This window comes from Psychromonas ossibalaenae ATCC BAA-1528, assembly GCF_000381745.1.
In the GTDB taxonomy this organism is placed as follows: domain Bacteria; phylum Pseudomonadota; class Gammaproteobacteria; order Enterobacterales; family Psychromonadaceae; genus Psychromonas; species Psychromonas ossibalaenae.
This window is the reverse complement of record NZ_KB906984.1, coordinates 21,312-44,998: the sequence shown is the minus strand read 5'-3', so window position 1 is coordinate 44,998 and position 23,687 is coordinate 21,312. Positions and strand designations below refer to the sequence as shown.

18 protein-coding genes are annotated in these 23,687 nt (G+C 43.7%); 10 read left to right on the top strand and 8 right to left on the bottom strand.

The features are described 5' to 3' along the window. Positions 1-58 precede the first annotated feature (58 nt). On the top strand, positions 59-2,911 hold the full coding sequence (locus G327_RS0110485) for a PD40 domain-containing protein (protein WP_019614729.1): 2,853 nt from the start codon (positions 59-61) through the stop codon (positions 2,909-2,911). 45 nt (positions 2,912-2,956) lie between these two features. Beyond that, positions 2,957-3,367 (top strand): hypothetical protein, encoded by a 411-nt coding sequence (locus G327_RS0110480; RefSeq protein WP_083938488.1) that lies wholly within the window; start codon positions 2,957-2,959, stop codon positions 3,365-3,367. Positions 3,368-3,437: 70 nt separating this feature from the next. On the opposite strand, the gene G327_RS24450 is transcribed toward G327_RS0110480, so the two are convergent. Together G327_RS24450 and G327_RS0110470 are read right to left on the bottom strand one after the other, a co-directional pair. Continuing rightward, positions 3,438-4,805 (bottom strand): anti-phage deoxyguanosine triphosphatase, encoded by a 1,368-nt coding sequence (locus G327_RS24450; protein WP_033298169.1) that lies wholly within the window; start codon positions 4,803-4,805, stop codon positions 3,438-3,440. 444 nt (positions 4,806-5,249) lie between these two features. After that, a complete protein-coding gene (locus G327_RS0110470) occupies positions 5,250-6,656 on the bottom strand; it encodes an amidohydrolase (RefSeq protein ID WP_019614726.1) in 1,407 nt (468 codons plus the stop codon). Between the two features lie 264 nt (positions 6,657-6,920). Between G327_RS0110470 and G327_RS0110465 the strand changes: the two genes are divergently transcribed. Together G327_RS0110465 and G327_RS0110460 are read left to right on the top strand one after the other, a co-directional pair. Further along, on the top strand, positions 6,921-8,933 hold the full coding sequence (locus G327_RS0110465; protein WP_019614725.1) for a bifunctional metallophosphatase/5'-nucleotidase: 2,013 nt from the start codon (positions 6,921-6,923) through the stop codon (positions 8,931-8,933). A 320-nt stretch (positions 8,934-9,253) separates the two neighbouring features. Further along, positions 9,254-10,861: an AbgT family transporter gene (locus G327_RS0110460; RefSeq protein WP_019614724.1), complete on the top strand. Its 1,608-nt coding sequence runs from the start codon at positions 9,254-9,256 to the stop codon at positions 10,859-10,861. Positions 10,862-10,931: 70 nt separating this feature from the next. Here G327_RS0110460 and G327_RS0110455 read toward each other — a convergent pair whose 3' ends face one another. Further along, positions 10,932-11,243: a hypothetical protein gene (locus G327_RS0110455; RefSeq protein WP_019614723.1), complete on the bottom strand. Its 312-nt coding sequence runs from the start codon at positions 11,241-11,243 to the stop codon at positions 10,932-10,934. Between the two features lie 152 nt (positions 11,244-11,395). Further along, positions 11,396-12,388 carry an ABC transporter substrate-binding protein gene (locus tag G327_RS24445; RefSeq protein WP_019614722.1) on the bottom strand — a complete coding sequence of 331 codons (993 nt, stop codon included), beginning with the start codon at positions 12,386-12,388 and terminating at the stop codon, positions 11,396-11,398. A gap of 278 nt (positions 12,389-12,666) precedes the next feature. Here G327_RS24445 and G327_RS0110445 point away from each other — a divergent pair, with 278 nt between their 5' ends. The 3 genes from G327_RS0110445 to amaB are packed head-to-tail and all read left to right on the top strand — an operon-like array spanning position 12,667 to position 16,116. After that, entirely contained in the window at positions 12,667-13,470 is an 804-nt protein-coding gene (locus G327_RS0110445) for a DUF1338 domain-containing protein (RefSeq protein WP_019614720.1), read from the top strand. Then, positions 13,463-14,557 carry a saccharopine dehydrogenase family protein gene (locus G327_RS0110440; RefSeq protein ID WP_019614719.1) on the top strand — a complete coding sequence of 365 codons (1,095 nt, stop codon included), beginning with the start codon at positions 13,463-13,465 and terminating at the stop codon, positions 14,555-14,557. Before G327_RS0110445 ends, G327_RS0110440 begins: the two co-directional genes overlap by 8 nt. A 14-nt stretch (positions 14,558-14,571) precedes the next feature. Then, positions 14,572-16,116 (top strand): L-piperidine-6-carboxylate dehydrogenase, encoded by a 1,545-nt coding sequence (gene amaB, locus G327_RS0110435; RefSeq protein WP_019614718.1) that lies wholly within the window; start codon positions 14,572-14,574, stop codon positions 16,114-16,116. 60 nt (positions 16,117-16,176) lie between these two features. Here amaB and G327_RS0110430 read toward each other — a convergent pair whose 3' ends face one another. Further along, positions 16,177-17,610 carry a carboxypeptidase M32 gene (locus tag G327_RS0110430; protein WP_169337234.1) on the bottom strand — a complete coding sequence of 478 codons (1,434 nt, stop codon included), beginning with the start codon at positions 17,608-17,610 and terminating at the stop codon, positions 16,177-16,179. A gap of 16 nt (positions 17,611-17,626) precedes the next feature. On the opposite strand from G327_RS0110430, the gene G327_RS0110425 reads away from it, so the two are divergent. Beyond that, the gene (locus G327_RS0110425; RefSeq protein ID WP_019614716.1) at positions 17,627-19,198 is read left to right on the top strand and encodes a recombinase family protein; all 1,572 of its coding nucleotides are present in this window, start codon (positions 17,627-17,629) and stop codon (positions 19,196-19,198) included. 46 nt (positions 19,199-19,244) lie between these two features. Here G327_RS0110425 and G327_RS27660 read toward each other — a convergent pair whose 3' ends face one another. Next, on the bottom strand, positions 19,245-19,508 hold the full coding sequence (locus G327_RS27660) for a helix-turn-helix domain-containing protein (RefSeq protein WP_033298177.1): 264 nt from the start codon (positions 19,506-19,508) through the stop codon (positions 19,245-19,247). A 101-nt stretch (positions 19,509-19,609) separates the two neighbouring features. Between G327_RS27660 and G327_RS0110415 the strand changes: the two genes are divergently transcribed. Both G327_RS0110415 and G327_RS0110410 read left to right on the top strand, forming a co-directional pair. After that, a complete protein-coding gene (locus G327_RS0110415; protein WP_019614714.1) occupies positions 19,610-20,143 on the top strand; it encodes a hypothetical protein in 534 nt (177 codons plus the stop codon). A gap of 3 nt (positions 20,144-20,146) precedes the next feature. Then, positions 20,147-21,088, top strand: coding sequence for a hypothetical protein (locus G327_RS0110410; protein WP_019614713.1), 942 nt, complete (start codon positions 20,147-20,149; stop codon positions 21,086-21,088). A 47-nt stretch (positions 21,089-21,135) separates the two neighbouring features. On the opposite strand, the gene G327_RS0110405 is transcribed toward G327_RS0110410, so the two are convergent. Both G327_RS0110405 and G327_RS0110400 read right to left on the bottom strand, forming a co-directional pair. After that, positions 21,136-22,275, bottom strand: coding sequence for a capsule biosynthesis protein CapA (locus G327_RS0110405; RefSeq protein ID WP_019614712.1), 1,140 nt, complete (start codon positions 22,273-22,275; stop codon positions 21,136-21,138). 162 nt (positions 22,276-22,437) lie between these two features. Beyond that, positions 22,438-23,181: a hypothetical protein gene (locus G327_RS0110400; protein ID WP_019614711.1), complete on the bottom strand. Its 744-nt coding sequence runs from the start codon at positions 23,179-23,181 to the stop codon at positions 22,438-22,440. Between the last annotated feature and the right edge of the window lie 506 nt (positions 23,182-23,687).

Genomic DNA, 23,687 nt, shown 5'->3' with positions numbered 1-23,687 from the left:
AAAATATTCAGCAGAGTAATCTAACAGGTATAAATCAGAGTAAAATTAAGGGACTAACATGATAAAGAATAAATCTTCCTGGATACTGACCGCTGCTTTATCCGGCCTGTGCTTGTCGGCACCAGCGGTTACGGCGAACCCGGTGGCCTGGGATCAGCAGGAACAGGTCTGGCTTAGTCAGCAGTCAGCGCATTTTACTATTAGTTTTTTAGACGGCCATCAGCTTAATGCAGCCAGAGCATTAGATATTGCCGAACGTGTGCACAGTGAGCTGCTGCCGTTTTTTGAAAAGGCGCCTGTGGATCGCACTGAAATCGTACTGGTTGATGATTATGATTTTTCCAACGGCTGGGCGACACCGATGCCGTTTGCGCAGATCCGGCTGATTATGAGTCCGCCAGAAGATGTCAATGATCTGGAAGCCAATGATGAATGGATGCATATGCTCATTCGCCATGAGTATGTCCATATTATGCATATGGAACTGTCCGGCGGCGCGGTCAGCGCACTGCGTAATGTATTCGGGCGCAATATGTTTTTATTTCCGCATGCATTGACACCTTCCCTGCTGCTCGAAGGGCTGGCTGTTTATCTGGAAACCAATAAAGAGTTAGGTTACGGCCGTCTGCAGGGATCTAATTATGCGATGAAGATGCGTATGCAGGTATCCGGTGAACAATTAAAAGATCTGCAGCAGGTTGCTGTCGCATCTCGGGAGTGGCCGCTCGGCTCTCCTTATCTTTATGGCGCTTATTTTATTGAGTATCTTGCCGATACTTACGGCGAAGATAAGCTGCAGCTATTTTTACAGAATTACAGCCGCAAACTATTACCCTACTTTTTACTTAACAAATCCGCTAAGCAGGTTTTTGGTAAAGACTTTTTAGTATTATGGTCCGACTATCAGAGTTATTTAAACAAGCGTTTTGCGGAGCAGATTAACAGTCTTGAGCAGCAGGCTGTCGTCGGTAATGATTTACAGAAAAACGTGTTTCTGCAGGTAACGGCTGCCGGTAGTAACGGCCTGCTGGTTAACCGTAATAACGGTGAAGACCGGCCTGATATTGCTGTGCTTAATCTAAAAGAAGACAAAACATCAGACTGGCAGACAATAGTTAACAGTAAGGGGGTTACCTCTATCTCCTCTTATCCAAACGGGGGCCTGGCCGCTTCTAGACAGATAAGTTATGCAGATGGACGTGTATTAAATGATCTGTTTGTCTATCAGAATGGAAACTGGAAGCGTTTAACGCAGCGTCAGCGTTTTCGTAAGGTCGCCTGGATGCCAGGCGGTAAACAGCTAGCTGCTAGTCGTAAAGTTGACGGCTTAAGCGAGCTGTGGATGATCGATGCGCAGTCCGGTGAGAAACAAACACAACTGTGGCGGGGCGAAGAGGGCTTGGTACTGGGCGCATTTTCTGTTTCGCCGGACGGCTATTATCTGGCTGCCGCTGTTAAACGCCCGAATCAGGGCTGGAACCTGGAACGTTTGACACTGAATCGCGCGGATAAGAATTATCTGCACTGGCAGGCTTTGACCGACAGTAAAGCGGTGGAAAACAGTCCGGTCTTTTTACCCGACGGACGTATTGCTTTTAGTGCAGATTATGACGGTGTTTATAATATTTATCTGCTGGAGCCGCAAAGCAGCACCGTCACACAATGGACACGCGAAACAGGCGGTGCTTTTGCGCCTCAGTGGCAGCCCGGTTTAGGCCTGGTTTATCAGGCATACAGCACAGACGGGTATGTTTTACGTCATATTGAACAGCCTCAGTCGTTATCTGTTTCTGCTGTGGACAGTTATCAGGGCCGTTATGATTATCCGGATGCGGTGCTTGAAAAGAGCGAAAAATCAGAGCCTCAATCCTATAGCCCCTGGTCAACATTACGTCCGCGTACCTGGCTGCCTATTTTGTCGTTTGATGATATGAGCAGCAGAGCCGGGATCATTTTTAACGGTTCAGATGCGCTGGGACGGCATAATTATCAGGCGGCGGCAGACTGGGATTTTAAAAACTCTCTTGCTGCTTATAACCTGAACTATCAGTACGATAACCGCTGGTTAGTGAGCGCGCAGCGCTCCCATAGTTTTACCGGCTTCTCGGAAAACGGCCGGAAAGAGTATCGTGTAACCCGGGACGATATCGTTACTGTGCAGCGGCGTAATATTTTTACTGCGCTGGAAGATAATCTTAGGCTGCACGCTGGTATGGTCCTGGATAAAGAGAGTCTGGTAGAGGAGCCCAACTTCAGCAGTATTGGTCAGTATCGAGCCGCTGATGAGGCCTTAGCGGGTCTGGCACTGACCTTTGATAATCGTGAAGGTTACTTAAATGTTCCCGGTACCGGCTGGGGGAATTATGCGGATCTTGTTGTGGAAAGTAATGAGTTGTTCAGCGGCGATTACAGCGGTCAGAAATATCAGGCGCAGTGGCTGGGAACTTTAGATTTACCCGGCAGAACGACTTTGACAGCACGCTTAGGTTTCGGTTATGCCGACAGCGGTGCGAAGGCATTCAAACTGGGCGGTTATAAAACGGCTGAAGAAGCTCTTTTGTTCGGACGTGACAGCCAGGCTTTAAGAGGTTATGACGAGTCTGTGCAGCAGGGAGATCGTTATGTAGTACAGCGTCTGGAAGTGAACAGCTGGCTGGGACGTGTTGAGCGCAACTGGTCGTTGTTTCCTGTTGGTTTAGGTGATATTTCCGGAAAACTTTTTGTTGATTCTGGTGCCGCCTGGCATGACGGGCAGGATGTCAAACAGCTTACCGGTATCGGCGGCGAGTTAACAGCAGAGCTGAAGCTGGGTTATAACATAACACTGCCAGTTACCGTCGGCCTTGCTAAAGGACTTGATGACAAATACGGAAAATATCAGGGTTATATGCAGCTGCAGGTGGGTTTTTAGAGATCCGTTTGTTCTGCCGTTTTTTTAACTAAAATTTATAAGGAAATGTTTGTGTTTAAATTTATCGCTGTTGTAGTTTTAATTTTTTCATCTGCTGTTCAAGCTGCTGAGATGGATGCTTTATCCGTGGACCGTGCCGCTGCTGACAATATCCATCTATCTTTTGCAAACGACCAGAATATTTATCCTAAAGAGGGGGATTTTGAAATAAACAATTACGTGCTTATGAGTAATGAACAGGGAGAGCGCTGGGCTGTTATTACGCTAACGAATTTATCATCGGGAAGCCGTACACTGGTGCATAATCACTTGATGGCTCTATTTGCCAACGGTGATCGTGGTACCCCTGTACCTTACCAGCAGCACTTTGCCGGCAATGAAACACAGTCAATTACGGTTTCGTTCGGTGTGAGCAAGTTTCCAATTTTATCTGTTTATACAAGTAAAAATGAATAAAGCTGTTAATCGTTGAATGTAACACAGGCCAGAAACTGTAGGGGTTACAATTTCCGGCCTGTGGATAATATTAAAAACCGTGCTGACCAATCATTGGACTAGTCTGGCTGCTGCTGAATAAGCTGGCATGTAAGCGTAAAGCATGGTTGTCGGTCAGGCTGGAAATATAATCTGCGATAACCCGCTTTTCTCGAGAGACATCACCATTTTGTGCCAGCCAAAGCAGCTTAGCCTGCTCGGGTAAAAAACGCAGCGGGCCGGCATTAAATGCTTCAAACAGCTCCATCACAATCAGCTGACCGCGATATTCGAGCACTTGTAAATCCGGGCTTTTAATGACGTAATTTAGAACAAACCCTTTCAGAGTTTCGAGTACTTTAAACATTGCCGGCGTAAGATAAGCGTTATAGGCGAGAAGCGAATCGCTGAAATCCTCATTCACTTTTTTAATTTCAATGGAGGTGATTAAAGCGTTAACTAATGCGCCGATCGCATCTTTGCGTTTAAAGTGCTGCAGTGAAAAGAGATTATTAGTGAGCTCGGTTAACTGATCGACCAGGCAGAAACCGCTAATTTCAGCAAGCTGCGTGGCGACTTTTTCCTGCCATAGAGTTTTGCTGACAATGCCCATGGCAATGGCGTCTTCTAGATCGTGTACGCCGTAGGCGATATCATCGGCTATTTCCATAATTGAACAGTCGATTGATTTATAGCGAGATTTTTTATGTAATTTCAGGTTGTTATCCTGAGGCCGCATTCTGCCGAATAATTTTCGATCATTTTCCGACAGGGGGCTGAGCACATTTTCTAACAGCGTTTTATCATGATCATAAATCCCTTTTCCCGGCATCCACTCTTCTGTTTTCAGCTCGCGAAAATTACGGCTGGTATCCTGCGGATAAGGTGCGCTGATTTCGCTTAGATAAACCGGGTACTTTACTATGCCCAGCAGGCTGCGCCGGGTCAGGTTCATACCGTTAAATTCAGTGTAGGGTTCAAGCTGGGTTAATATGCGGAATGTCTGCCCGTTACCCTCAAAACCACCGTGATTTATCATCATATAATTCAGTGCAGTTTCACCACCGTGTCCGAAGGGCGGGTGACCTATATCGTGACTTAAACAGATCGTTTCAATAAGGTTATTACCGGGCAGCAGAGCGCTAAACTGCGGCTGCACCAGCTGCAGATGCGCAATGATCCCGGCCCCAATCTGCGCCACTTCTAATGAGTGGGTAAGGCGCGTACGGTAAAAATCGCTTAAACCGTTATTGTGAATCTGCGTTTTTGACTGTAAACGGCGGAAGGCGGCTGAGTGTAATACTCGGGCTTTATCGCGCTGAAAAGGAGAACGCTGATCCAGACGGCGCGTTTTTCCCGGCTCTTCGGCTAAACGCAGCAGCCATTGCTTGGAAATTGTCAGTGTTTTTTCTGAATTCATATTTATACCCGTTATCATTCAAAATTCATTTATCAGGAGCACGCTCGGACACCAGTGCAAGGTGCAACATGAGTGAATGGTGTTCCCTTTACGATTGTTGTTACGCAGAGCTGGTTTTCGAGCGTGCTCCCCAAAGGGCAAGTAGAGAGGCAAGCATCTTCGTTGTTATGAAGTATTGATTTAACCCGTTAGATCTTCAACTTCATGCCTAGAATCTACCTACCTCTCTACTTGCTGATTTTTGCATTTCGATTGGTAACGGGTATGTGCCCTGCTTATTTTCTTTTTAAAAAAGTGTAGCGCGTTTATCGGGCAATAAGTAGTTCAAATAAGGGAGGATATTCTCATTTTGGAGTTAATAAACAGATGCATTTTTCTTTAACCTGATCATGAGGGTAAAAAGCAGAGCAAGTCCCTATGCTATGCACTTGATAGGAGAAGTTGTTACTGCACGATTTCACCGCTTTCTATGACAGTTTTACGCACTTTGTCGGCAAACTGCAGTGCTTCACTACGGATCGCATCTTCATCAACAGTTAACATCTTTCGATGGTGCATCAGCACTTTTCCGTCAACAATCGTGTGCTTAACATTTGCAGCGTATGCTGAGTACACTAAAGCGGAATAAGGATTATAAACGGGTACCATATTCGGTGCTTTTGTATCGATAATAATGATATCGGCTAGTTTTCCAACTTCCAGCGATCCAATTTTGTCTTCCATATGCAGTGCACGGGCAGAGCCTATGGTTGCCATTTCAATCACATCAACCGGCGGCATAGCTGCGCGGTCCTGATTCACCAGTTTATGGACTTTGGCGACCTGATTAAATTCATCAATGGTGCTTAATGTATTGCCTGACATCGGGCCGTCCGTTCCGAGACCGATACGCAGTCCCTGTTCCTGCATCTTGATTATTGGTGCCACGCCTTTTGCCGATTTGATATTAGCACTCATATTATGAGCAATGCCCACATCATATTTTTTAAGCAGTGCAATATCGTTATCATCAGCATTGATCACGTGGGCTGCGATGAGATTGGGGGTTAATGCGCCGATTTCCGCCATATAAGCGATAGGGGATTTACCACCGCTGCGTTCTGCGATAACCTGGTTTTCACGCTCTGATTCGGCAAGGTGGATCATAACAGGCACATCATGCTGCAGTGACAGCTTAGTAATCTTCTGCAGTGTTTCAGTGCTGTTGGTATAGGTCGCATGTGGTGCAAACGCCGGCGTAATACGCGGATGATCTTTATATTCATTGATAAAATTAAGAGCATAATCAATACCCTGCTGCGCATTCTCCGCATCGGCAACCGGGAATTTGATCACTGATTCGCCTAATACGGCGCGCATACCTATTTTGTCTACGGTTTTGGCTACTTCATCTTCAAAGTAATACATATCAGCGTAGGTTGTTACTCCGCCTTTAAGCATCTCAACGTTACCCAGCTGTGCGCCGATACGTACCATATCTCGGGAGACCAGTTTTTTTTCTAATGGAAAAATATAACGGTGCAGACGGTCTGGAACATCGTCAGCCAGGGAGCGGAATACAGTCATGGAAGCATGTGTGTGGGTATTTATTAAGCCGGGCATCACGATGTCGCCATCGGCGTCTATGATTGTTTCTGCCTGGTAATTTTTAATATCTTCACCGTTGGTTACGGCGATAATCTTATTACCTTTGACTGCTACTAAACCTTGTTGAAAAATCGTTTTATCTTCATTCATGGTCAGTACCGCTGCATTTTTTATCAGCAGATCCACTTTTTCAAGAGCGTTCGATGCTGTACTGAACAATGAGGATGCGCAAAGGAATATAGCAAGGTGCGTTTTTTTAAGCATAAATAATTACTCGTTAAGGAAAGTGTTATAAGCGAATTTAGCGTCTGTCATTATCCAGCAAATCAGTCGTTACAAGTACTAAAAACTAACCGTAATTAAAAATTTAAAATGTCTATGATAACTTTGTTATGTTAGCAAAATCAACATGATACGTTAAGGTTCACATTTATTTGCGAAACAGACATGAATTAAATTAATTTTTTGTTAGGATGCGCCTTAACGACTATGTCTTATATAAAAATAATAATCGAAGGATTAGATGTAATGACCAAAAATTTCACAAAAGGTGCGGCTGCTGCTGCCGTGCTGGCTGCTTTAATCGGCTGCAGTACTAATGATACAAGTAACACCCGCGCGGAATCATTTACGTTAACGATTGCGCATATGAATGACACTCATTCAAATTTTGACCCGGTAAAGTCCAGTTTTACAACGGGTAGTGACGGACAGCTTATTTATAATGAGTTCGGCGGTTATCCGCGACTGCTTCAGGCATCTAACGATATCATTGAAGCCGCTGAACAGGCAGATAAACCTCTGCTGCTGCTGCATGGCGGCGATGCATGGCAGGGAACAGTTTATTTCAGCTTAAATAAAGGGGCGGCTAACGCGGATCTGCTTTCTAAAATGCATATAGATGCGATGGCTATGGGTAATCATGAATTTGATCTCTCCACAACGGAACTGGCTGCGTTTATAGATGAGGTGAATTTTCCTGTGCTTGCCGCCAATATCGATGCAGGTGCTGACGCGCAGTTAAGTGACTCTGACAATCTTAAAGCTTATCAGCTTTTTGCTTTTAGCGACGGCGTGAATAAGCGTCTTATTAATGACCCTTCAGAAGCTGCCGGCGGCGAAGTGGTTGTTGCGGTTATCGGTATTGCCCTGGAAGATATGGCCAGTATGTCTGAAGGTGTAGGGGATGTTAAATTTGCCGGTGAAATTGCTTCTACGCAGCAGACGGTTGATCAGTTAACGGCTGCTGGTGTTAATAAAATAGTGCTGCTGACCCATATCGGTACTGAACGCGATATCCTGCTTGCACAGGGAACCACAGGTGTCGATGTTATTGTCGGCGGGCACTCGCATACACTGCTGGGAGATTTTACCGAGTTAGGCTTTGGGGATAACGGCGGCTATGCGCAGCTGATCACCCAGAAAGACGGTTTAGGTAAAACCTGTATTGTCCAGGCGGGCCAGTATGCACAGGCAATCGGTGTGGCTGAGGTTGAGTTTGATGCAGACGGTGATCTGGCTTCCTGCAGTGGTAGCAACACTCTGTTATCTAACGATCAATTTTATAATAAAGAAAAACGTGATCAGCAGGATCTGCTTGTCGGCGGCGACAAAAATCAAGTTGTAGACTACATCAGCAGTGAACCTAAAATTGCTATTGTTGACCAGGAACCAGGGCTGCGGGCTCATATCGACAGCACCTATAAACCAGCTTATGATGCGGCTTTTGGTGATGTTATCGCTAAAGTAAACCAGACTATTAACCAGGAACGCCGTCCTGGTGATAAAGGCACCGATAAACACGGCTCAGATACTGCGCCGATTATTGCGCAGTCTTTTCTTCACTGGGCTAATCAGGATGCCGTTAAAGCGGTAACCGGTAAAAACGTGCAGATCGCTTTTATGCCTGCCGGCGGAGTGCGCACCGGTATCAGTGCGGGTGAAATGAAAGAGGGCAACGTAACATTCGAAATGCTGCCTTTTAATACCTACCTGTCGGTGCTGACTTTAACGGGTAAAGAGATTAAAGCTGTACTTGAAAGCACCATTACGCAGACGCTTAAAAGAGACGCACATGCAGGCAAATTCCCTTATGTCGGCGGAATGCGTTATACCTTTACTGAAACGGCTAGAGAAACAGCCGGTTATATCAGTTCACTTGAAGTAAACAGCGGTACGGAAAGTGCCCCGGTTTGGGAAAAAATTCAGGATAGAGCAGAATACGGTGTGGTGCTGGGTAATTATAACGCTAACGGTCGTGACGGCTGGGATGTGATTGCACAAGCGCAGGAAAAGCAGACTGATCGTACTGATGTGGTAGTGGAAAACGGCACTTATGTTGGTTATAAAGTAAATAAACTTAACTTTAACGCGGCTAGAGGCAATTATTCTCCGCAATATCAGACAGTTTCTGCTGTTAACTGTAAAGCTTCCGGCGTGAGCTGTAATACCGATGCGCAGGCATTTATCAGTTATGCTAAAAGCAAAGGAGTCATTGCACCTATCGATTACGAAACAACAACAATGCACTATGCTAAGTAAGCACTATCGCTAATTTAACCGATATTAAAGGCATGCCTTATTTAAGGTGTGCCTTTATTGTTTATATATAGAAGCATTATCTGTCTTTCACCAGTAAAAATTTTAACTCTATAATTCATTTTTGCACCTGAAAAATAACTTAATATTTATCATTTACTTATCCCCTGAGCTGAGTTGAATAACAGTATTTGTAAAATAAATGTTAAAATCTATAAAGATTTGAACTCCGTTCTTTGAAAATTTTCTATTTGCCAATACTCTCTTGTCGAAGCATAAAAACAAGCTTCTCACTTTATCAATAAAATAATAGGAGTTTATTTATGCCGGCTGCAGATATGAAAGCGACAGCCGCAAAGGAATGCACGACCAAACAATCAGGATTGTTTAACCGCTTTTTGACCACCGTTGAGTGGCTTGGGAATCTACTTCCCCACCCGATAGCACTGTTTGCTATTTTCTGTTTAACTATTTTAATTTCATCCGGGATCGCAGGCTATTTTGATATGTCTGTTATTGATCCGCGACCAGAAGGCGCTTCCGGGCGTGCTGCTGATGGTGTCATTCGCGTGGTCAGCCTGCTGAACGCTGAAGGCCTGCAGCGTATTGTTACCAGTCTGGTCACCAACTTTACTGGATTTGCTCCCCTAGGGACTGTACTGGTTGCACTGCTGGGGGTCGGTATCGCAGAGCGCTCCGGTCTTATTTCCGCAGCAATGCGCGGTATTGTAATGGGCGCGTCAAAACGTACGGTTACTTTTGCTGTTGTTTTTGCCGGTATCATTTCTAATACCGCCTCTGAGTTAGGTTATGTTGTGCTTGTCCCTATGGCAGCGCTGATATTTCATTCTCTGGGACGTCATCCTTTAGCCGGGCTTGCGGCCGCTTTTGCGGGGGTTTCCGGCGGCTATAGTGCTAACTTGTTAATCGGTACCGTTGATCCGCTGCTTTCAGGCATAACTGAAGCTGCCTCTCAAATTATCGAACCGAGCTACTCAGTTGGTCCGGAAGCAAACTGGTACTTTATGTTTATCAGTACCTTCCTGATCACGATTCTTGGTGCCCTGGTAACCGAAAAAATTGTTGAGCCTAAACTGGGTAAATACAATTCAGATGAAGCAGAAGAAGATCTGAGTCAGGCTGAAAATATGGGCGCACTGACAGCGATTGAGAAAAAAGGCCTTAAAATAGCGGGGGTAGTACTGCTAGTTATTGCTGTTTTGTTAGCCTGGACTATTGTACCTGAGTCGGGAATTCTGCGTCATCCAGAAACCGGGGCGGTTGCCGGATCTCCTTTCTTTGGCGGTGTAGTTGCCTTTATCTTTATTTGTTTTGCTATTCCCGGTTATTTTTACGGCAAAACAACGGGCTCAATTAAAAGTTACCGTGACATGATCGATGCAATGTCGCATTCCATGAGCACCATGGGAATGTATATTGTATTAGTTTTCTTTGCTGCACAGTTTGTTGCGTTTTTCAGCTGGACTAATTTTGGTGCTGTTATAGCCGTTACCGGTGCTGAATTCCTGCAGTCAATTAATTTAACGGGCCCGTTGTTGTTCGTTATGTTTATTATGATGTGTGGTTTTATCAACTTAATGATAGGTAGTGCTTCCGCACAATGGGCCGTTACCGCGCCTATTTTTGTACCTATGTTAATGCTGGTGGGGTATGCGCCGGAGACCATTCAGGCGGCTTATCGTATTGGTGATTCGGTCACCAATATTATTACACCTATGATGAGTTATTTCGGTTTAATCCTGGCTGTTGCGACTAGATATAAGAAAGATCTAGGTATAGGTACCCTGATTTCAACTATGCTGCCTTATTCTATTATCTTTACTATAGGCTGGACGCTGCTGTTTTTCGTCTGGGTATTTGTATTAGGTCTGCCGGTCGGACCTGGCTCTGCAACCTATTACACTCCATAAGGCTAATTAACAGTAAAGCAGCTGATAACAATTGATGTGAAAGGGAGCTGTATAAGCTCCCTTTTTTACTCTAATCAGAAAAACCGTCATGTACAAAATGGTGCTTAGCCTGATAAAAATTACTTTCATCGCATTCAAGAAATGCCAGTGCGAATGCATAACCCTCTTTTTTGAACTTGGGTATCTTTGCTAATTCATATTCATTCATAATGATATTCATCGCTTCCTGAACCCATTCAGTTTCACCCGGACCGATTTCAACCTCTGGAGGATCATAATAAGTGACCATCCAGTCCTGAAGCTGTTCTGCGGATATTTTTCCTGCATTCCAGGCGTTAAGCTCGGTAAGCAGTTGTGCTTTTGTTACAAATGGACGGCTCATCAAAGCGCTCCCTATGAAGATTTTATTAAGCGCTAGAGTAGCTTAATTTAGCTAAAAATGTTTAACCAATATCAACTCCCTGCCGGTCATAAAGGATAAAGGAGCTTGATGCTCCTTTGTTTTGTTAGAAATAAAAACTCTTCATAATGGAGTTACTCCATTAACGTCGCTTTTGAAGCTATTGCCTGGGGTAATTCAATATTGTATTTCTGCAGTTGAGTTTTACTGAACAACAGTTTACCTTTTTCACCAATTCTTACTTTAATTTGGCCGGGCTGTGTACCGCTAATGATCTGTGTCGCCATTTCTGCGGCCAGCAGCCCTTGAGTTTTACCGAAAAGTGTTAAACCGCCAATTGCTTTTTCTGGACCTACCGAAAAATCCCAAAATGCAAAAGGGGGAACGGGAGTATTCTCGGATGTCCATTGTAAGACTTTATCGGCTGCAATATGATCATTATTTTTATCAACAATGGTGTGGTATAAACCGATAAACACGGCATCATAACCTTTCTCTTTAGCGGACTTAACAGTTTCCTGCCAGACCTCCCAGGAGCCGATTAATTTCATATGCGCTTCGATGCCGCTGAGTTTTATTTTATCCTTACCCTTAAGTATTTCATCAAAGGTGACTTTGGATGTTGTACCGGAATCAAACAGCACCAGCACTTTTTTCAGATCAACTATCTTTTTCATCTCAATAATGGATCTTTTCAGCAGCGGTCTTTCCAGTACACCTGTGATATTAGTCGCGGAGCCGACCTTATAGGCTCTAGGGTTGTTATTTATACCTAAAAATACAACTGGCGTATCAACAGCAGAAAACTTAGTTCCAAGATATTTTAGTGCGTTATCATCTCCAAGAAAGACGATAGAAGGTTTTGTGTGCAGATAAAAATCCCAGGCTTTCTGTGCGCTGTTGTCGAACTCTGATTTTGCTGTTCTTTTGGTATCCATCTGAAAAGTAAAAAACTGGTAGTCGCCTTTCAAACCTTCTTTGATACCTTCAATATAACTGCTGTCCCAGGGATATTCACTGTGGTAGCTTTCAATAATCAGCACTGATTTACTCTGTGCAGATGCTGCGCTGCTAAGCATAAAAAAAGTGCATAGTGTCAGTAATATTGAGTTAATAAAAATTTTCATATGACCTCCTAAATAACGGCCGATATAAGTGTTGGTCAAAACCGTCCGCAAGTGTATTTTTCAGCTTAGTAAACGGATTGCCTATGTCAAATTGAGTGCTTTCAGCCTTAAAATCCGATTTTGCAGCGTGTTTGAGCCGGGTCTGTTTCTGGATAAAGGCACTGTTGTCACCTATCTTGTTAATAACTGTCCGATTAGTTAAGTATTTCTCCATTCACTGCCCGCAGGAATTTATTCCTTTTATTCATTACCAAAGCGATGCGCTATCGGGAGAGTTTATGACTGTATTGAATGATTTTTTTTCACCTCTGTGGCAGCAGTATAGTGCTATCAGTCCACAGGCTTCAGCTATTCAGCGCTTATTTGCTGAAGAGGGCGAGCCGTTAGTTAACGACCATATCGCATTTAGAACCTTCGCAGACAGCCCAATATCTATTGATTATTTAGAAAAAGAAATTTTTGCATTAGGGTATCGACACCTCGATAGCTATCATTTTGCGAAGAAAAAGCTCGATGCCCGCTGTTATATACACCCTCAGTCTGCAACTAAGATATTTATCAGTGAACTGCTGCGCAGTGAATTGTCAGTCGGGGCACAGAATATTATTAATAAGCTGCTGGAGCAGATAACCACGGAAGCTTGTATAGATCTACATGCCGGACGAATCTGGCAGTTACCAGATTATGCTGATTATCTAACACTGCTTGAAGAATCAGAATATGCTGCCTGGCTGTCAGTATGGGGACTGCGGGCAAATCATTTTACGCTGTTTGTAAATCATTTTAAGAAATACCGGCAGCTTTCACAGGTGGTGGATTTATTACAACAACAGGGTTATCAGCTCAACAGTGCCGGTGGTGTGATCAAAGGCAGTGCAGATGATTTGTTAATTCAAGCGTCAACGATGGCTGATCTGTGTGAGGTTGAGTTTGAGGATGCTGGAAAGCAGCGCATAACAACTTGTTATTATGAATTTGCACAGCGTTTTAAACAGGCGGACGGGCAGCTGTTTCAAGGTTTTGTACCCGGCAGTGCGGATAAAATTTTCGAGTCAACAAATATTGGAGGCTCTAATGATTAAACGTATTGTAGTACTGGGACTAGGACGGATCGGCAGCAGCATTGCCGGGATATTAGCCGCAGATAAAAATTATCAAGTATTAGGGGCTGATATTAACCCGGCCGCCGTGCAGGAGCATGGCGATTTTTTCCCCTGCCGTCTGATTACTAATCATGATTATTCTTCGCTGCTCAAGGATCAGGATGCGGTGATATCAGCGCTGAGTTTTAATGATAATCCCTATGTTGCGCAGGCCGCCCTGGAAAGCGGCTGCAGTTATTTTGATCTCACTGAAGATGTGCGCTGCACTGAGGCAATAAAAACCATTGCCCGTCAGGCGGTGAAAGGTCAGGTCTTTATGCCTCAGTGCGGTTTGGCTCCCGGTTTTATCGGTATTCTTGCCTACAGTTTTGCCCAAAAATTCGAACAACTGGACAGCTTAAAACTACGGGTCGGTGCACTGCCTGAATTTCCCTCTAATCAGATGATGTACAACTTGACCTGGAATACGGAAGGGCTGGTGAATGAATATGCCAATCCCTGCGAAGCAATAAAAAACAACAAAATCACCCTGATCGAACCTCTTGAAGGACGTGAAGAGTTTTCTGTTTCTGGTGTGACCTATGAAGCTTTTAATACTTCCGGCGGCCTGGCTAATTTATGTCAGACACTTGACGGAAAAGTACGTGAACTGACCTATAAAACGATTCGTTATCCCGGACACTGCAGCTTAATGCGTTTTCTTTTTAATGATTTACGCTTAGGTGAAGAAGGGGACCGAAGGCGGATGCTGATGGATATTCTAGAAAGTTCAGTGGCCACTACCAGCCAGGATTTAGTCTTGATTTCGGTGGTAGCAACAGGGTATGCCGGGCAGAAACTGCAGCAGCGGAGCCGTACATTTCTACTTCATCATACTATCGATCAAAGTGCGATTCAGATAGCCACAGCCACTGCCGCCGTAACAACAGTCGATTTAATGCTGCACAGTAAAGTGCTGCGGACAGGTTTTGTTGAACAGGAAGTATTAGATATTGAATCCTTTTTAAATAATGAGTTTGCCAAATCCTATCGTGAAGCTGAATTAGGTATTTGTAATCCAATATAAACGAGGTGGTTATTATGCAGGATATTCCTTTTGAGTCGGTTCTTCCCGGCCTTTATGATAAAAATAATCACTATGGCTGTGCTTATATTGGAGAAACTCGTTTCGCCGGCAGCGGGGCTGTTGAAGTGGTTTCCCCCAACGATGGTTTAGTGTTTGCTTGTATTGAAACTGCAGCTCAGAAACAGATCAATATTGTGGTGGAAAGTGCCCGCCAGGCATACCAGCAGTGGTCGAGCGTACCTGCGCCGAAACGAGGTGAATTAGTACGTTTGTTTGCCGGGCAGCTGCGGAAGTTCAAGGAGCCTCTGGCGCGCATTATTACTTTAGAAGCGGGTAAACCTCTACAGGAAAGTCTTGGCGAAGTGCAGGAACTGATTGATGTTTGTGATTTCGCAGTGGGTTTATCCAGACAGCTTTATGGCTTAACCATAGCAACAGAAAGGGTTAATCACCGTATGATGGAACAGTGGCACCCGATAGGGCCGGTGCTGGTGATCACTGCGTTTAATTTCCCGATGGCGGTTTGGGGCTGGAACGCCGCACTGGCATTAGTCTGTGGTAATAGTTTAATCTGGAAACCATCGAGTCAGTGTCCGTTAAGTGCTTTAGCCTGTCACGCTCTGCTGCTGGCGGCGATTGATGAATTCGGCGGTAATCGTGCGCTTAGCAGTGTTGTATTCGGCGGAAAACCACAGGTGGAAATGCTGGTCGACAACAAGAATATTGCTTTAGTCTCTGCCACGGGATCCTGCGCAATGGGGCGGGCAGTAGGAACCAGAGTGGCTGCCAGAATGGGGCGTTCGCTGCTGGAACTCGGCGGCAACAATGCGATGATTCTCTGCCCCAGTGCTGACTTAGAGCTGGCAGTCAGGGCGATCACTTTTTCTGCTTTAGGTACCAGCGGACAGCGCTGCACTACACTGAGACGACTTTTTGTTGAACAGACGATTAAGGAAAATATAATAACTAAACTGCAGGCGGTTTACGCCACGGTTAAAATAGGCGATCCCTTTGACCAGCAGAATTTAATGGGGCCGGTGATTAATCAGCAGGCCGTCGATGTAATGCTGGCGAGCATTAAGGCGGCTGTCGCACAAGGGGGGAAACTGCTGGCGGGAGGTCAGGTTGTCACTGATAAAAAAGGTTTTTATATTACTCCTGCTATTATTGAAATAGATGCGCAGGCGGAGATTGTACAGAAGGAAACTTTTGCGCCTTTATTATACATTCATAGCTATCACTGTTTAGAACAGGCAGTAAAAGAGCAGAACAGCGTCGATCAAGGTTTATCATCAGCGATTTTTACCCGGGATATCAGCGAAGCCGAGCTGTTTTTAAGTGCTAAAGGTTCGGACTGCGGCATTGCTAATGTCAATATAGGTACTTCCGGTGCGGAGATAGGAGGCGCTTTCGGCGGAGAAAAAGACACCGGCGGCGGCCGGGAAAGCGGCTCTGATGCCTGGAAAAATTACATGCGCCGCTGCACGAATACTATTAATTACGGTAGTGAACTGCCTCTGGCGCAGGGCATTAGTTTTGAATTACCTGAAAATATTTAGTCTTGTTCATACGTGCAGCATATGACGACTGCACGTATAAATAAAAACATGAGCGGTTAATCAGCCCAAGTATCTCTGCTCGAGGTGTTTTTTAAAGTGGGCTGCATTCAATGCTTCACCGCTTGCCTGTTTAACTAATTCACTGGTTGTTAATGAACTTGCTTTGCTCCAGATGTTATTCTGCAGCCAGTTGAAAATCGGGCCTAACGACTTAGTGGAAATACATGCGGCTACATCCACCTCTTTGTGCATTGATGCCATAAATTGTGCCGCATACATCGCGCCTAATGTATAACTTGGAAAATAACCGAATGAACCATCAGTCCAGTGAATATCCTGCATACAGCCGTCTTTATAATTACCTGCTGTAGAAATCCCTAAATACTGCTGCATTTTAACATCCCATAATTCCGGGATATCCTGACAGCCGATTTTTCCGTTCATTAAGTCGCGTTCAATTTCATAACGTAAAATAACATGCGCGGGATAGGTGATTTCATCGGCATCAACGCGAATCAGGCCCGGTGCCACACGGGTATAAATTTTCTGCAGATTGGCGGGGTCAAATACCGCCGGATTATTATTAGGAAAATGCTTTAATGCCAGTGGTACCAGCTGGTTAATAAATTCACTGCTGCGTCCTAACTGCATTTCAAAAAACAGGCTTTGTGACTCATGGATCCCCATGGAACGCGCCTGACCAACGGGCAGACCTTTTAATGAATCGGGCAGTCCCTGTTCGTAACGGGCATGGCCGGTTTCATGGACAATGCCCATTAGTGACTGTACAAAATCAGCTTCATCATAACGAGTGGTAATACGTACATCCTGACTTACCCCGCCGCAGAACGGGTGTGAACTGATATCTAAACGTCCGTGATTAAAATCAAAATCAAGCAGTTTCATAACATCTAAACCCAGCCACTTCTGCTGCTCAGCTGCATATACTTCAGTGGGTTTCAGAAAGGTTTCCGATGCTTGTTTCTGCTGCACCTGCTGAGTTAACTGCGGCAGCCAGCTTTTTAAGTTATCGAAAATATCATCAAGCTGCTGACATGAAACTCCGGGTTCATAGAGATCCAGCATGGCATCATAGGGTGTTTTATCGGAAGCATCGGCTCTGATCTGTGCTTCTTGTTGAGATAAATTTACCACCTCTTTAAAGTTTTGTGCAAAACCCTGCCAGTCATTAGCGCCGCGCTGCGTGCGCCAGGCGTGTTCGCATTTAGAACCGGCTAATGACTGCGCCTGTACTAAGTCATCGGGCAGCACAGTTGACTGCTGCCACTGACTTTTCATTTCCCGCAGACTTGCCGATTCAATCTGGTTGAGAGTTTCTGATGCCGCCTTATCAAACAGCTCGCCAAGATGCGGAGCGGTTGCTAACTGATGGATATGCAGGGACAGTTCAGCCATTGCGTCAGATCGTGATTCATTACCGCCTGCAGGCATCATCACCGCCTGATCGCAAGTGTATGGTAAGATATGCCTAATTGATTTGTGAGGTTCTATGAATACATACGGTTATATCAGGGTTTCCACTGAGGAACAGAAAAAGAGCGAGAAAACGGGCGTTCAACGACAACTTAAATTCATTAATGAATGTGCTAAGTCGCTTGGCTGCGATAATCCGATAATCATCGATGATACGGGTATGAGTGCCCACGCGAGTTCGTCAAAAAAGAAAACCAACATAACGCATGGCAAATTACGAAAGTTTCTAGATGATGTAGCGAAAGGTAAGCACGACGGCGACGTTTTCATTGTCGAAGATATGGACAGACTTTCTAGAGATAACGACGCGGGTACACTTGCATTAATTCAAATGCGCCAAGGTGGTGTGACTGTACATACAAAAGACGGTGTTCAGGGTAAAGAGTTGGTTAGCTCCTTACTAACGACTGTCAAACTTGCACTAGCTCAACAAGAGTCAGACGCGAAATCACATAAAATCAAAGGCGCATATCGTGAGAAGATTAGACGCGCTAAGGCAGGTGAGAAAACACCGTTTAACCAAATTCCACATTATTACTATTGGGATAGTGTAAAGAAAGACTATTTCTATCATGATTATTACAAACAGGCCGTTAATAGAGCGGTTGATTTGTACTTAGATGGTCATGGGTATGGGTACATAGCTAAAGTCTTACAGGAAGAAGGCTACAAAGGTTCTACTAGAAAGTCGTCAGAGTGGTTAGGTTCTCACGTATCGACGTTGTTGCATCATAAGAGCTTACACGGTGATTTTCATATCAACGGCGAAACTATCGTGAATATGTTCCCTAAAATGATGTCGGATGAAAAGTATACAAAATTGAAACTTGCTTTATCACAGCGCGAGAAGTTCGGCAGAGGTGGTCAAAAGTTCGGTCAAACATTGATAACCGCGTTAGGTGGGATTACTCGTTGTGGTGATTGTCATGGCGCAGTTGTAAAGAACAGAGATAGATTCGGCAGGTATGTATTGAAATGTCCTGTATGTAGCAGGGGAGCAAGTAAAGAGGGGCGCAAAGCGTCAGCACTATTACATTTCATAGAGGAAAAGGCTTTCTCTGTATTAGCGTTCGATTTTAAACCACATATGAATAAAACCGACTCTGATGTAGACAATAGAATCAATAGTGTGTTGGTTGATATCAAGGCTAAAGAGAGTTCAATACAAACTTATTTCGATATGATGGAAAACGACCCAAGTCTGGCTGCAATGGTAAGTGAGCGTGTTGGTAAGTTGAATAATGAAATCAATAGCTTAAAAAGGGGCTTGAGCAAGTTAGAGCTTGAGAAAAGCGCGGAAGATATCGACGACGATGTTTATATGAAACTCATTGAGCTAGAAGCCGATATCTTTGATAAGAAATGCCAAGAATCAATTGCATTAGCTCGAACGTACATTTCAAAGCTAGTGAGCAGAATAGAGGTGTTTTTTAATGGTCATGCAGACTATAAAAACACAGTTACGGTGACGGTTGAATTGAAAGATAATACTACTTTTGAAATAGAGATTTGTAGGAAGAAGAAAGATGCTGTTTCATTGATTGTTCGAAATGAAATGTTAAACAACGGTATGGTCAAATTGATGTAGTGCTTGTTGTTAAAACCAACAAACGGCAAGGGCGATATCATCCTTTTTACTGCTTATTGGCTATGTACCTCTGTAGGCGAGGTTGCAGGTCAGATATTTGAAATATCTCTGCGACTGGCACGTCTAAGATTAAAGATAGCTGAACAATCTCGATGTCTCTCACAGGTTTAACGCCTGTTTCTATTTTTGCGATAGTCTGATGACTCATATCCCAGCCCCTCAATTGGAATTGAGTGGCAAGATTTACTTGTGTTAACCCTTGCGCCTTTCTTAACTCTTTGATGCGAGTTCCTACTAAATTCTTGCTCATATCACGATTATTACTATTCGATTTGTTGAGCAATAGGCTAAGCATTATATTGGCTTGAATGTTTCGGATTTCCGAAACTTTGTTATTTTTGAGGAAGACGAATGAAAATTAAGTTGTTACTAACTGCGGGTCTTGTAATTAGTTCTAGCCTTGCCTTTGCTGAGCGAGTTGTTGTCAATGAGGAAGTTGACGATTTCTACGGGAAAGTTTGTAGTATAAGTATTGAATACCCGCATTCGGCTGATGAATGGTCATCTGTCATGCATGTGATGTGGTTTGATGAGATGAAAGAAATGACTATAGGTGTTGAGATGGGAGTTGAGTCAGACCAAGTGTTTACCAATATGGAGTTATGGTCTGTCTCCCATAGAGGTGAAAAGGATATGTTCACTGATATGAATGCTCAATATGAACCAGATGGTGGGACTCATTTTTATTCAGTCGAGTTCCCTAATAACGGTTACTTTGCAGTCAAGGCTTTAACTGCGTTAATGGATTCTGGTTCTATTACATTACGCTCAAGTGTATTCGAACAAGATTTTAAATATGACGCTATTAGTCAGGACGCTAGCAAAGAGTTCTTATCGTGCGTTGGTAGTGATTTTAGGTCATGGATTGCGAAGCAAGGGGTGTAAACAGTGAAAAATTTAGTTCCATTTGCGTTTGTTACTCTTCTTTCTGGCTGTCAATCAATGGGTTTGATGCCCGAAAATATGGGGCCACCGAGCGATATTATTGACCTTGATAATCGCAACATATACCGCACTGTTGAGCATCGCGATGCTGAAAGCATGACTCATATTGATAGTATTAGCGCCTTCCTCTCCGAGACTAAGTACATACAACCTCAGAACTTTACTAGTGGTCTTCGCTATGATACACGCTACGTGTCGGGCTCAGATGTAAATACTGATACTTTAATGGGGCAGGTCAGCTTGGAAACTTTAGGTAGCACTTGTACTGTCGGTTCTTTTGGAACTTTAAATGGAGAGACGCAGGTTAATTATAAAATAGCCATACCACCTACAGTTTTTGACCCCAATTTTCATAAAATATCTATAAGCCTTGCATTAGCTGAGTCATTAACTCCAACTACGAAGCCTTTAACAAAGTGTCATTATAACCGTGATGCAGTACAACAATTCATTAAGGATAAGTGGTTGCCGATAGCAACTCCAATATCGGAGCGAAAACGTATTGAATATGCAAAATTCAAGGCAAAGGAAGACGCTCGAATTGCTGAGGAGCAGAAAGAGCGCGCCGCTCTAATCGCAAAACAAGAGAAAGAACGCAAACAAAACGCTCATATTACGAAAATGAAAAGGAATGGCGAGTTTCTTGGAATGGTTCAGTTCTGTTCTAAAGAGGGCTATATCAATCGACGTGACATACCAAAGGTTCGCAAGTCGCTAGAGGCTGATTATAGAAAAGAGTTCAAGCAACCTTATGAAGACAAGTACGTAAATCAAGGTATTGAAGATGGGATTGTCAAGATAACGGCAGTAGCAATGTCATCTCATGCTCTAAAATACGATACATGCACAGAAACTAGGTATGCAGTCGGGCTAATGAAGCTTTAAGACTAAATCAAATACCAAGAGGGGCGAACTTTAACAGTTCGCCTTTTTTATAGGTTTACAAGGACTAGCGTCGCTAGTGGACTTTTGTTTGCCAAAGTTTCCCAGTCCTCACCATCTTGTACACCGTTAACGTCACTGAAATCGGGCGAACACGTAATAGCGTAGCGAGAAATTAGAGCGGGTACAGGTTGTAGGTTCTCACTGTCGGTAGCAATCAGATATGTGCCTGCGTTGTCAGTCTCAACATATGGTGAATAATGGATTGGCGCGACTGTATCTAAACCATCAAAATCAAGTTTAGAACCTACTAGCATGTACTCACCGATAGCCTTACCATCAGTTACAAGCTTTAGGTTCGTACCATCAATCATATCGTTATTGCCGACTTGACCACTTGCTCGAATCGCAGATGCAACTTTAGGCGACGCTAGAACGAAACTAGCCGGAAATGTGGTATTGCGTTGGATATCAGCACCTAGCTCTAATGCACGTGCAATTAATGAGCGGCCTTGTTGATATAGCTCGCCATTGCTCAAATCGATAGGTGTGCCTTTTTTAGCAACGGTTATCGTTTTCATGATGATATCGCTGTTTACCTCGTCTGAAATCGATGTGGCAAGCAAGTCCTCAACCGCGCTAGAACCATCTAGACCGTTACTTTGCATATCATGAAGTAATTCCCACGTAGTAGGCGATTTGACGCGACGTGATTTGATATGAGATTGCCATCTATCCATTATAAATCGTGAGCTTTGAACGTCGCTTGTATCGTCATCATCCGCGTCAGTCACTAGACGTAAGTCGCCAAGCAAAACCTTTTCTAGTAGTTCTGATTCGGTAAGCCCTAAGTAATCACCATCTACTACGACACCAAACACATAATCATATTCTGAAAAGTGCGAACCTACTGTCATGCTGTCTGAGCCGACTGGCAAACCGTGGTCTTTAAATGGGTACTTACCTGTACCAGTTCTATGGCCTGCTTGAATCTCGCGACTTTCACCGTCTTTTGAAACCATCTCATAACGAACGCCGTAGACGGTAGCGCGTGGTTGTGATGTTGGTTGAACTGAACAGATATCAGTAAAAATCTTGTCGTTGATTTTTCGAGTCAATCCAACTAGAGCGGGGCGACCGTTTTCAATGTTGGCCGATGTGTTGGATTCAGCTAAAAGTTGTTTAATCATTTGTAACTCCTGTTTTGCATGTATTTATGCAAAACAGGCTGTTCGGCAGAGCGTCTTGAGGCTTACTTTGATGTGTTGGTATGGGGGTGCGATTAGACCGCTTAGAATGCGTTTGGCTGGTGGCTAGATACAAAAAAACCGCTAGTAAATAGCGGTTTTTCATTAGCCTTTCAGCTTTTCAATTTGAGCTTTCAATGCTTCGATTTCTGATTCAAATACATTAACAGTGTTTTTTAGGTCTTTGATTGTCGCGCATTCTTTTTCGTCGCGCATTCTTAATTCAGCTTGTAAGTTTTTAATAGTCATTTTCAATTCACCATTTTCAATTTCAGTTTCTAGATGCTTGACTCTTTCAGGCATTAGTTTCTCGTTCATAATATCTTTGGTTTTATTTTCGGTCGCCTCAATGATTCTATCGTCACGGCTCTTCTTATCATATGTAGTGGCAGGAATTAGCTTACTGGAAAATAGGTTTTTGATGTTAAATGAGACTGCGCGTTTCGGTGTGTATATTTTGGTTCTGTTATTTTTGAATAACTGTACAACAAATAACTCAGGCGCATATTTACCAGATGGACAAACTTCAACAATAACAAATATATGGTGTGTATCAAATTCAGCATGACCGTAATAACAATTTTGAATGGTTGGTAGTTTTCGTGAAATCTGCTTATAAAAGCCGTTATGACTATCACGTGTTATGCCTTGTGATACCAAATACTTATTGAATGGGATTGCTTGTCCTCGGTCATTCACTGACTTAGTCGCATGGTTCAAGTATATGTTGAATTTAGTATCAGTTTCGATAGTGACTGCGGCAGCGTTTGATTTGTTTAGTGGTGCGTAATGGTTTTCCGCAAGGTTCAAAAACATGAATACCTTTGCTTCTTTTAAATCTTTTTTCATTTTAAGTCCGTTTAATTACTCAGAAACTGCAATTTCTGACAAGAGACTTTAGAGGAATATTCAGCTTGCAGGCTATACGAATATTCGACAACGGATTTGGAATGAAAATTCCTCTAAAGTCTCTCGATATGTTTATTATAATGCATGGCCAGTTAGTGGTAAACAAACTGGCTTTTATGTTTTTCTAACATATTTAGTATCGAGAAAAGTGACAAGAATCAGAAGTGATTAGGGACGAATTATCAAGAAAAAGGACAAAAAAAGGGACGTTTCAAAATGGACAAAAAGCTTGAATCCCTTATAGGCCGTGGGTTTTAAGCGTTTTTCGAGAAATTGCACCCTCCATAAACATGTATCGGTATCCGAATTATTAGTTCGCGTTGCTCACCTACGTTAAAACTTCATATTGATTTAAATAAACACTGCGCCGAGGGACGAGGCAGAGGGTAGCGATGGAATGAGGCCTCAGGCCGAATGACTGAGTGAACCGACTAATCACATACCAA

Excerpts from the sequence above, each read along its gene's own strand:
- G327_RS0110425 (WP_019614716.1), top strand. The coding sequence starts at position 17,627 with ATGAATACATACGGTTATATCAGGGTTTCCACTGAGGAACAGAAAAAG.
- G327_RS0110445 (WP_019614720.1), top strand. The coding sequence starts at position 12,667 with ATGACTGTATTGAATGATTTTTTTTCACCTCTGTGGCAGCAGTATAGT.
- amaB (WP_019614718.1), top strand. The coding sequence starts at position 14,572 with ATGCAGGATATTCCTTTTGAGTCGGTTCTTCCCGGCCTTTATGATAAA.
- G327_RS0110405 (WP_019614712.1), bottom strand. The coding sequence starts at position 22,275 with ATGATTAAACAACTTTTAGCTGAATCCAACACATCGGCCAACATTGAA.
- G327_RS0110440 (WP_019614719.1), top strand. The coding sequence starts at position 13,463 with ATGATTAAACGTATTGTAGTACTGGGACTAGGACGGATCGGCAGCAGC.
- G327_RS0110415 (WP_019614714.1), top strand. The coding sequence starts at position 19,610 with ATGAAAATTAAGTTGTTACTAACTGCGGGTCTTGTAATTAGTTCTAGC.
- G327_RS27660 (WP_033298177.1), bottom strand. The coding sequence starts at position 19,508 with ATGAGCAAGAATTTAGTAGGAACTCGCATCAAAGAGTTAAGAAAGGCG.
- G327_RS0110460 (WP_019614724.1), top strand. The coding sequence starts at position 9,254 with ATGCCGGCTGCAGATATGAAAGCGACAGCCGCAAAGGAATGCACGACC.
- G327_RS0110465 (WP_019614725.1), top strand. The coding sequence starts at position 6,921 with ATGACCAAAAATTTCACAAAAGGTGCGGCTGCTGCTGCCGTGCTGGCT.
- G327_RS0110485 (WP_019614729.1), top strand. The coding sequence starts at position 59 with ATGATAAAGAATAAATCTTCCTGGATACTGACCGCTGCTTTATCCGGC.
- G327_RS24445 (WP_019614722.1), bottom strand. The coding sequence starts at position 12,388 with ATGAAAATTTTTATTAACTCAATATTACTGACACTATGCACTTTTTTT.
- G327_RS0110400 (WP_019614711.1), bottom strand. The coding sequence starts at position 23,181 with ATGAAAAAAGATTTAAAAGAAGCAAAGGTATTCATGTTTTTGAACCTT.
- G327_RS0110470 (WP_019614726.1), bottom strand. The coding sequence starts at position 6,656 with ATGCTTAAAAAAACGCACCTTGCTATATTCCTTTGCGCATCCTCATTG.
- G327_RS24450 (WP_033298169.1), bottom strand. The coding sequence starts at position 4,805 with ATGAATTCAGAAAAAACACTGACAATTTCCAAGCAATGGCTGCTGCGT.
- G327_RS0110480 (WP_083938488.1), top strand. The coding sequence starts at position 2,957 with ATGTTTGTGTTTAAATTTATCGCTGTTGTAGTTTTAATTTTTTCATCT.
- G327_RS0110455 (WP_019614723.1), bottom strand. The coding sequence starts at position 11,243 with ATGAGCCGTCCATTTGTAACAAAAGCACAACTGCTTACCGAGCTTAAC.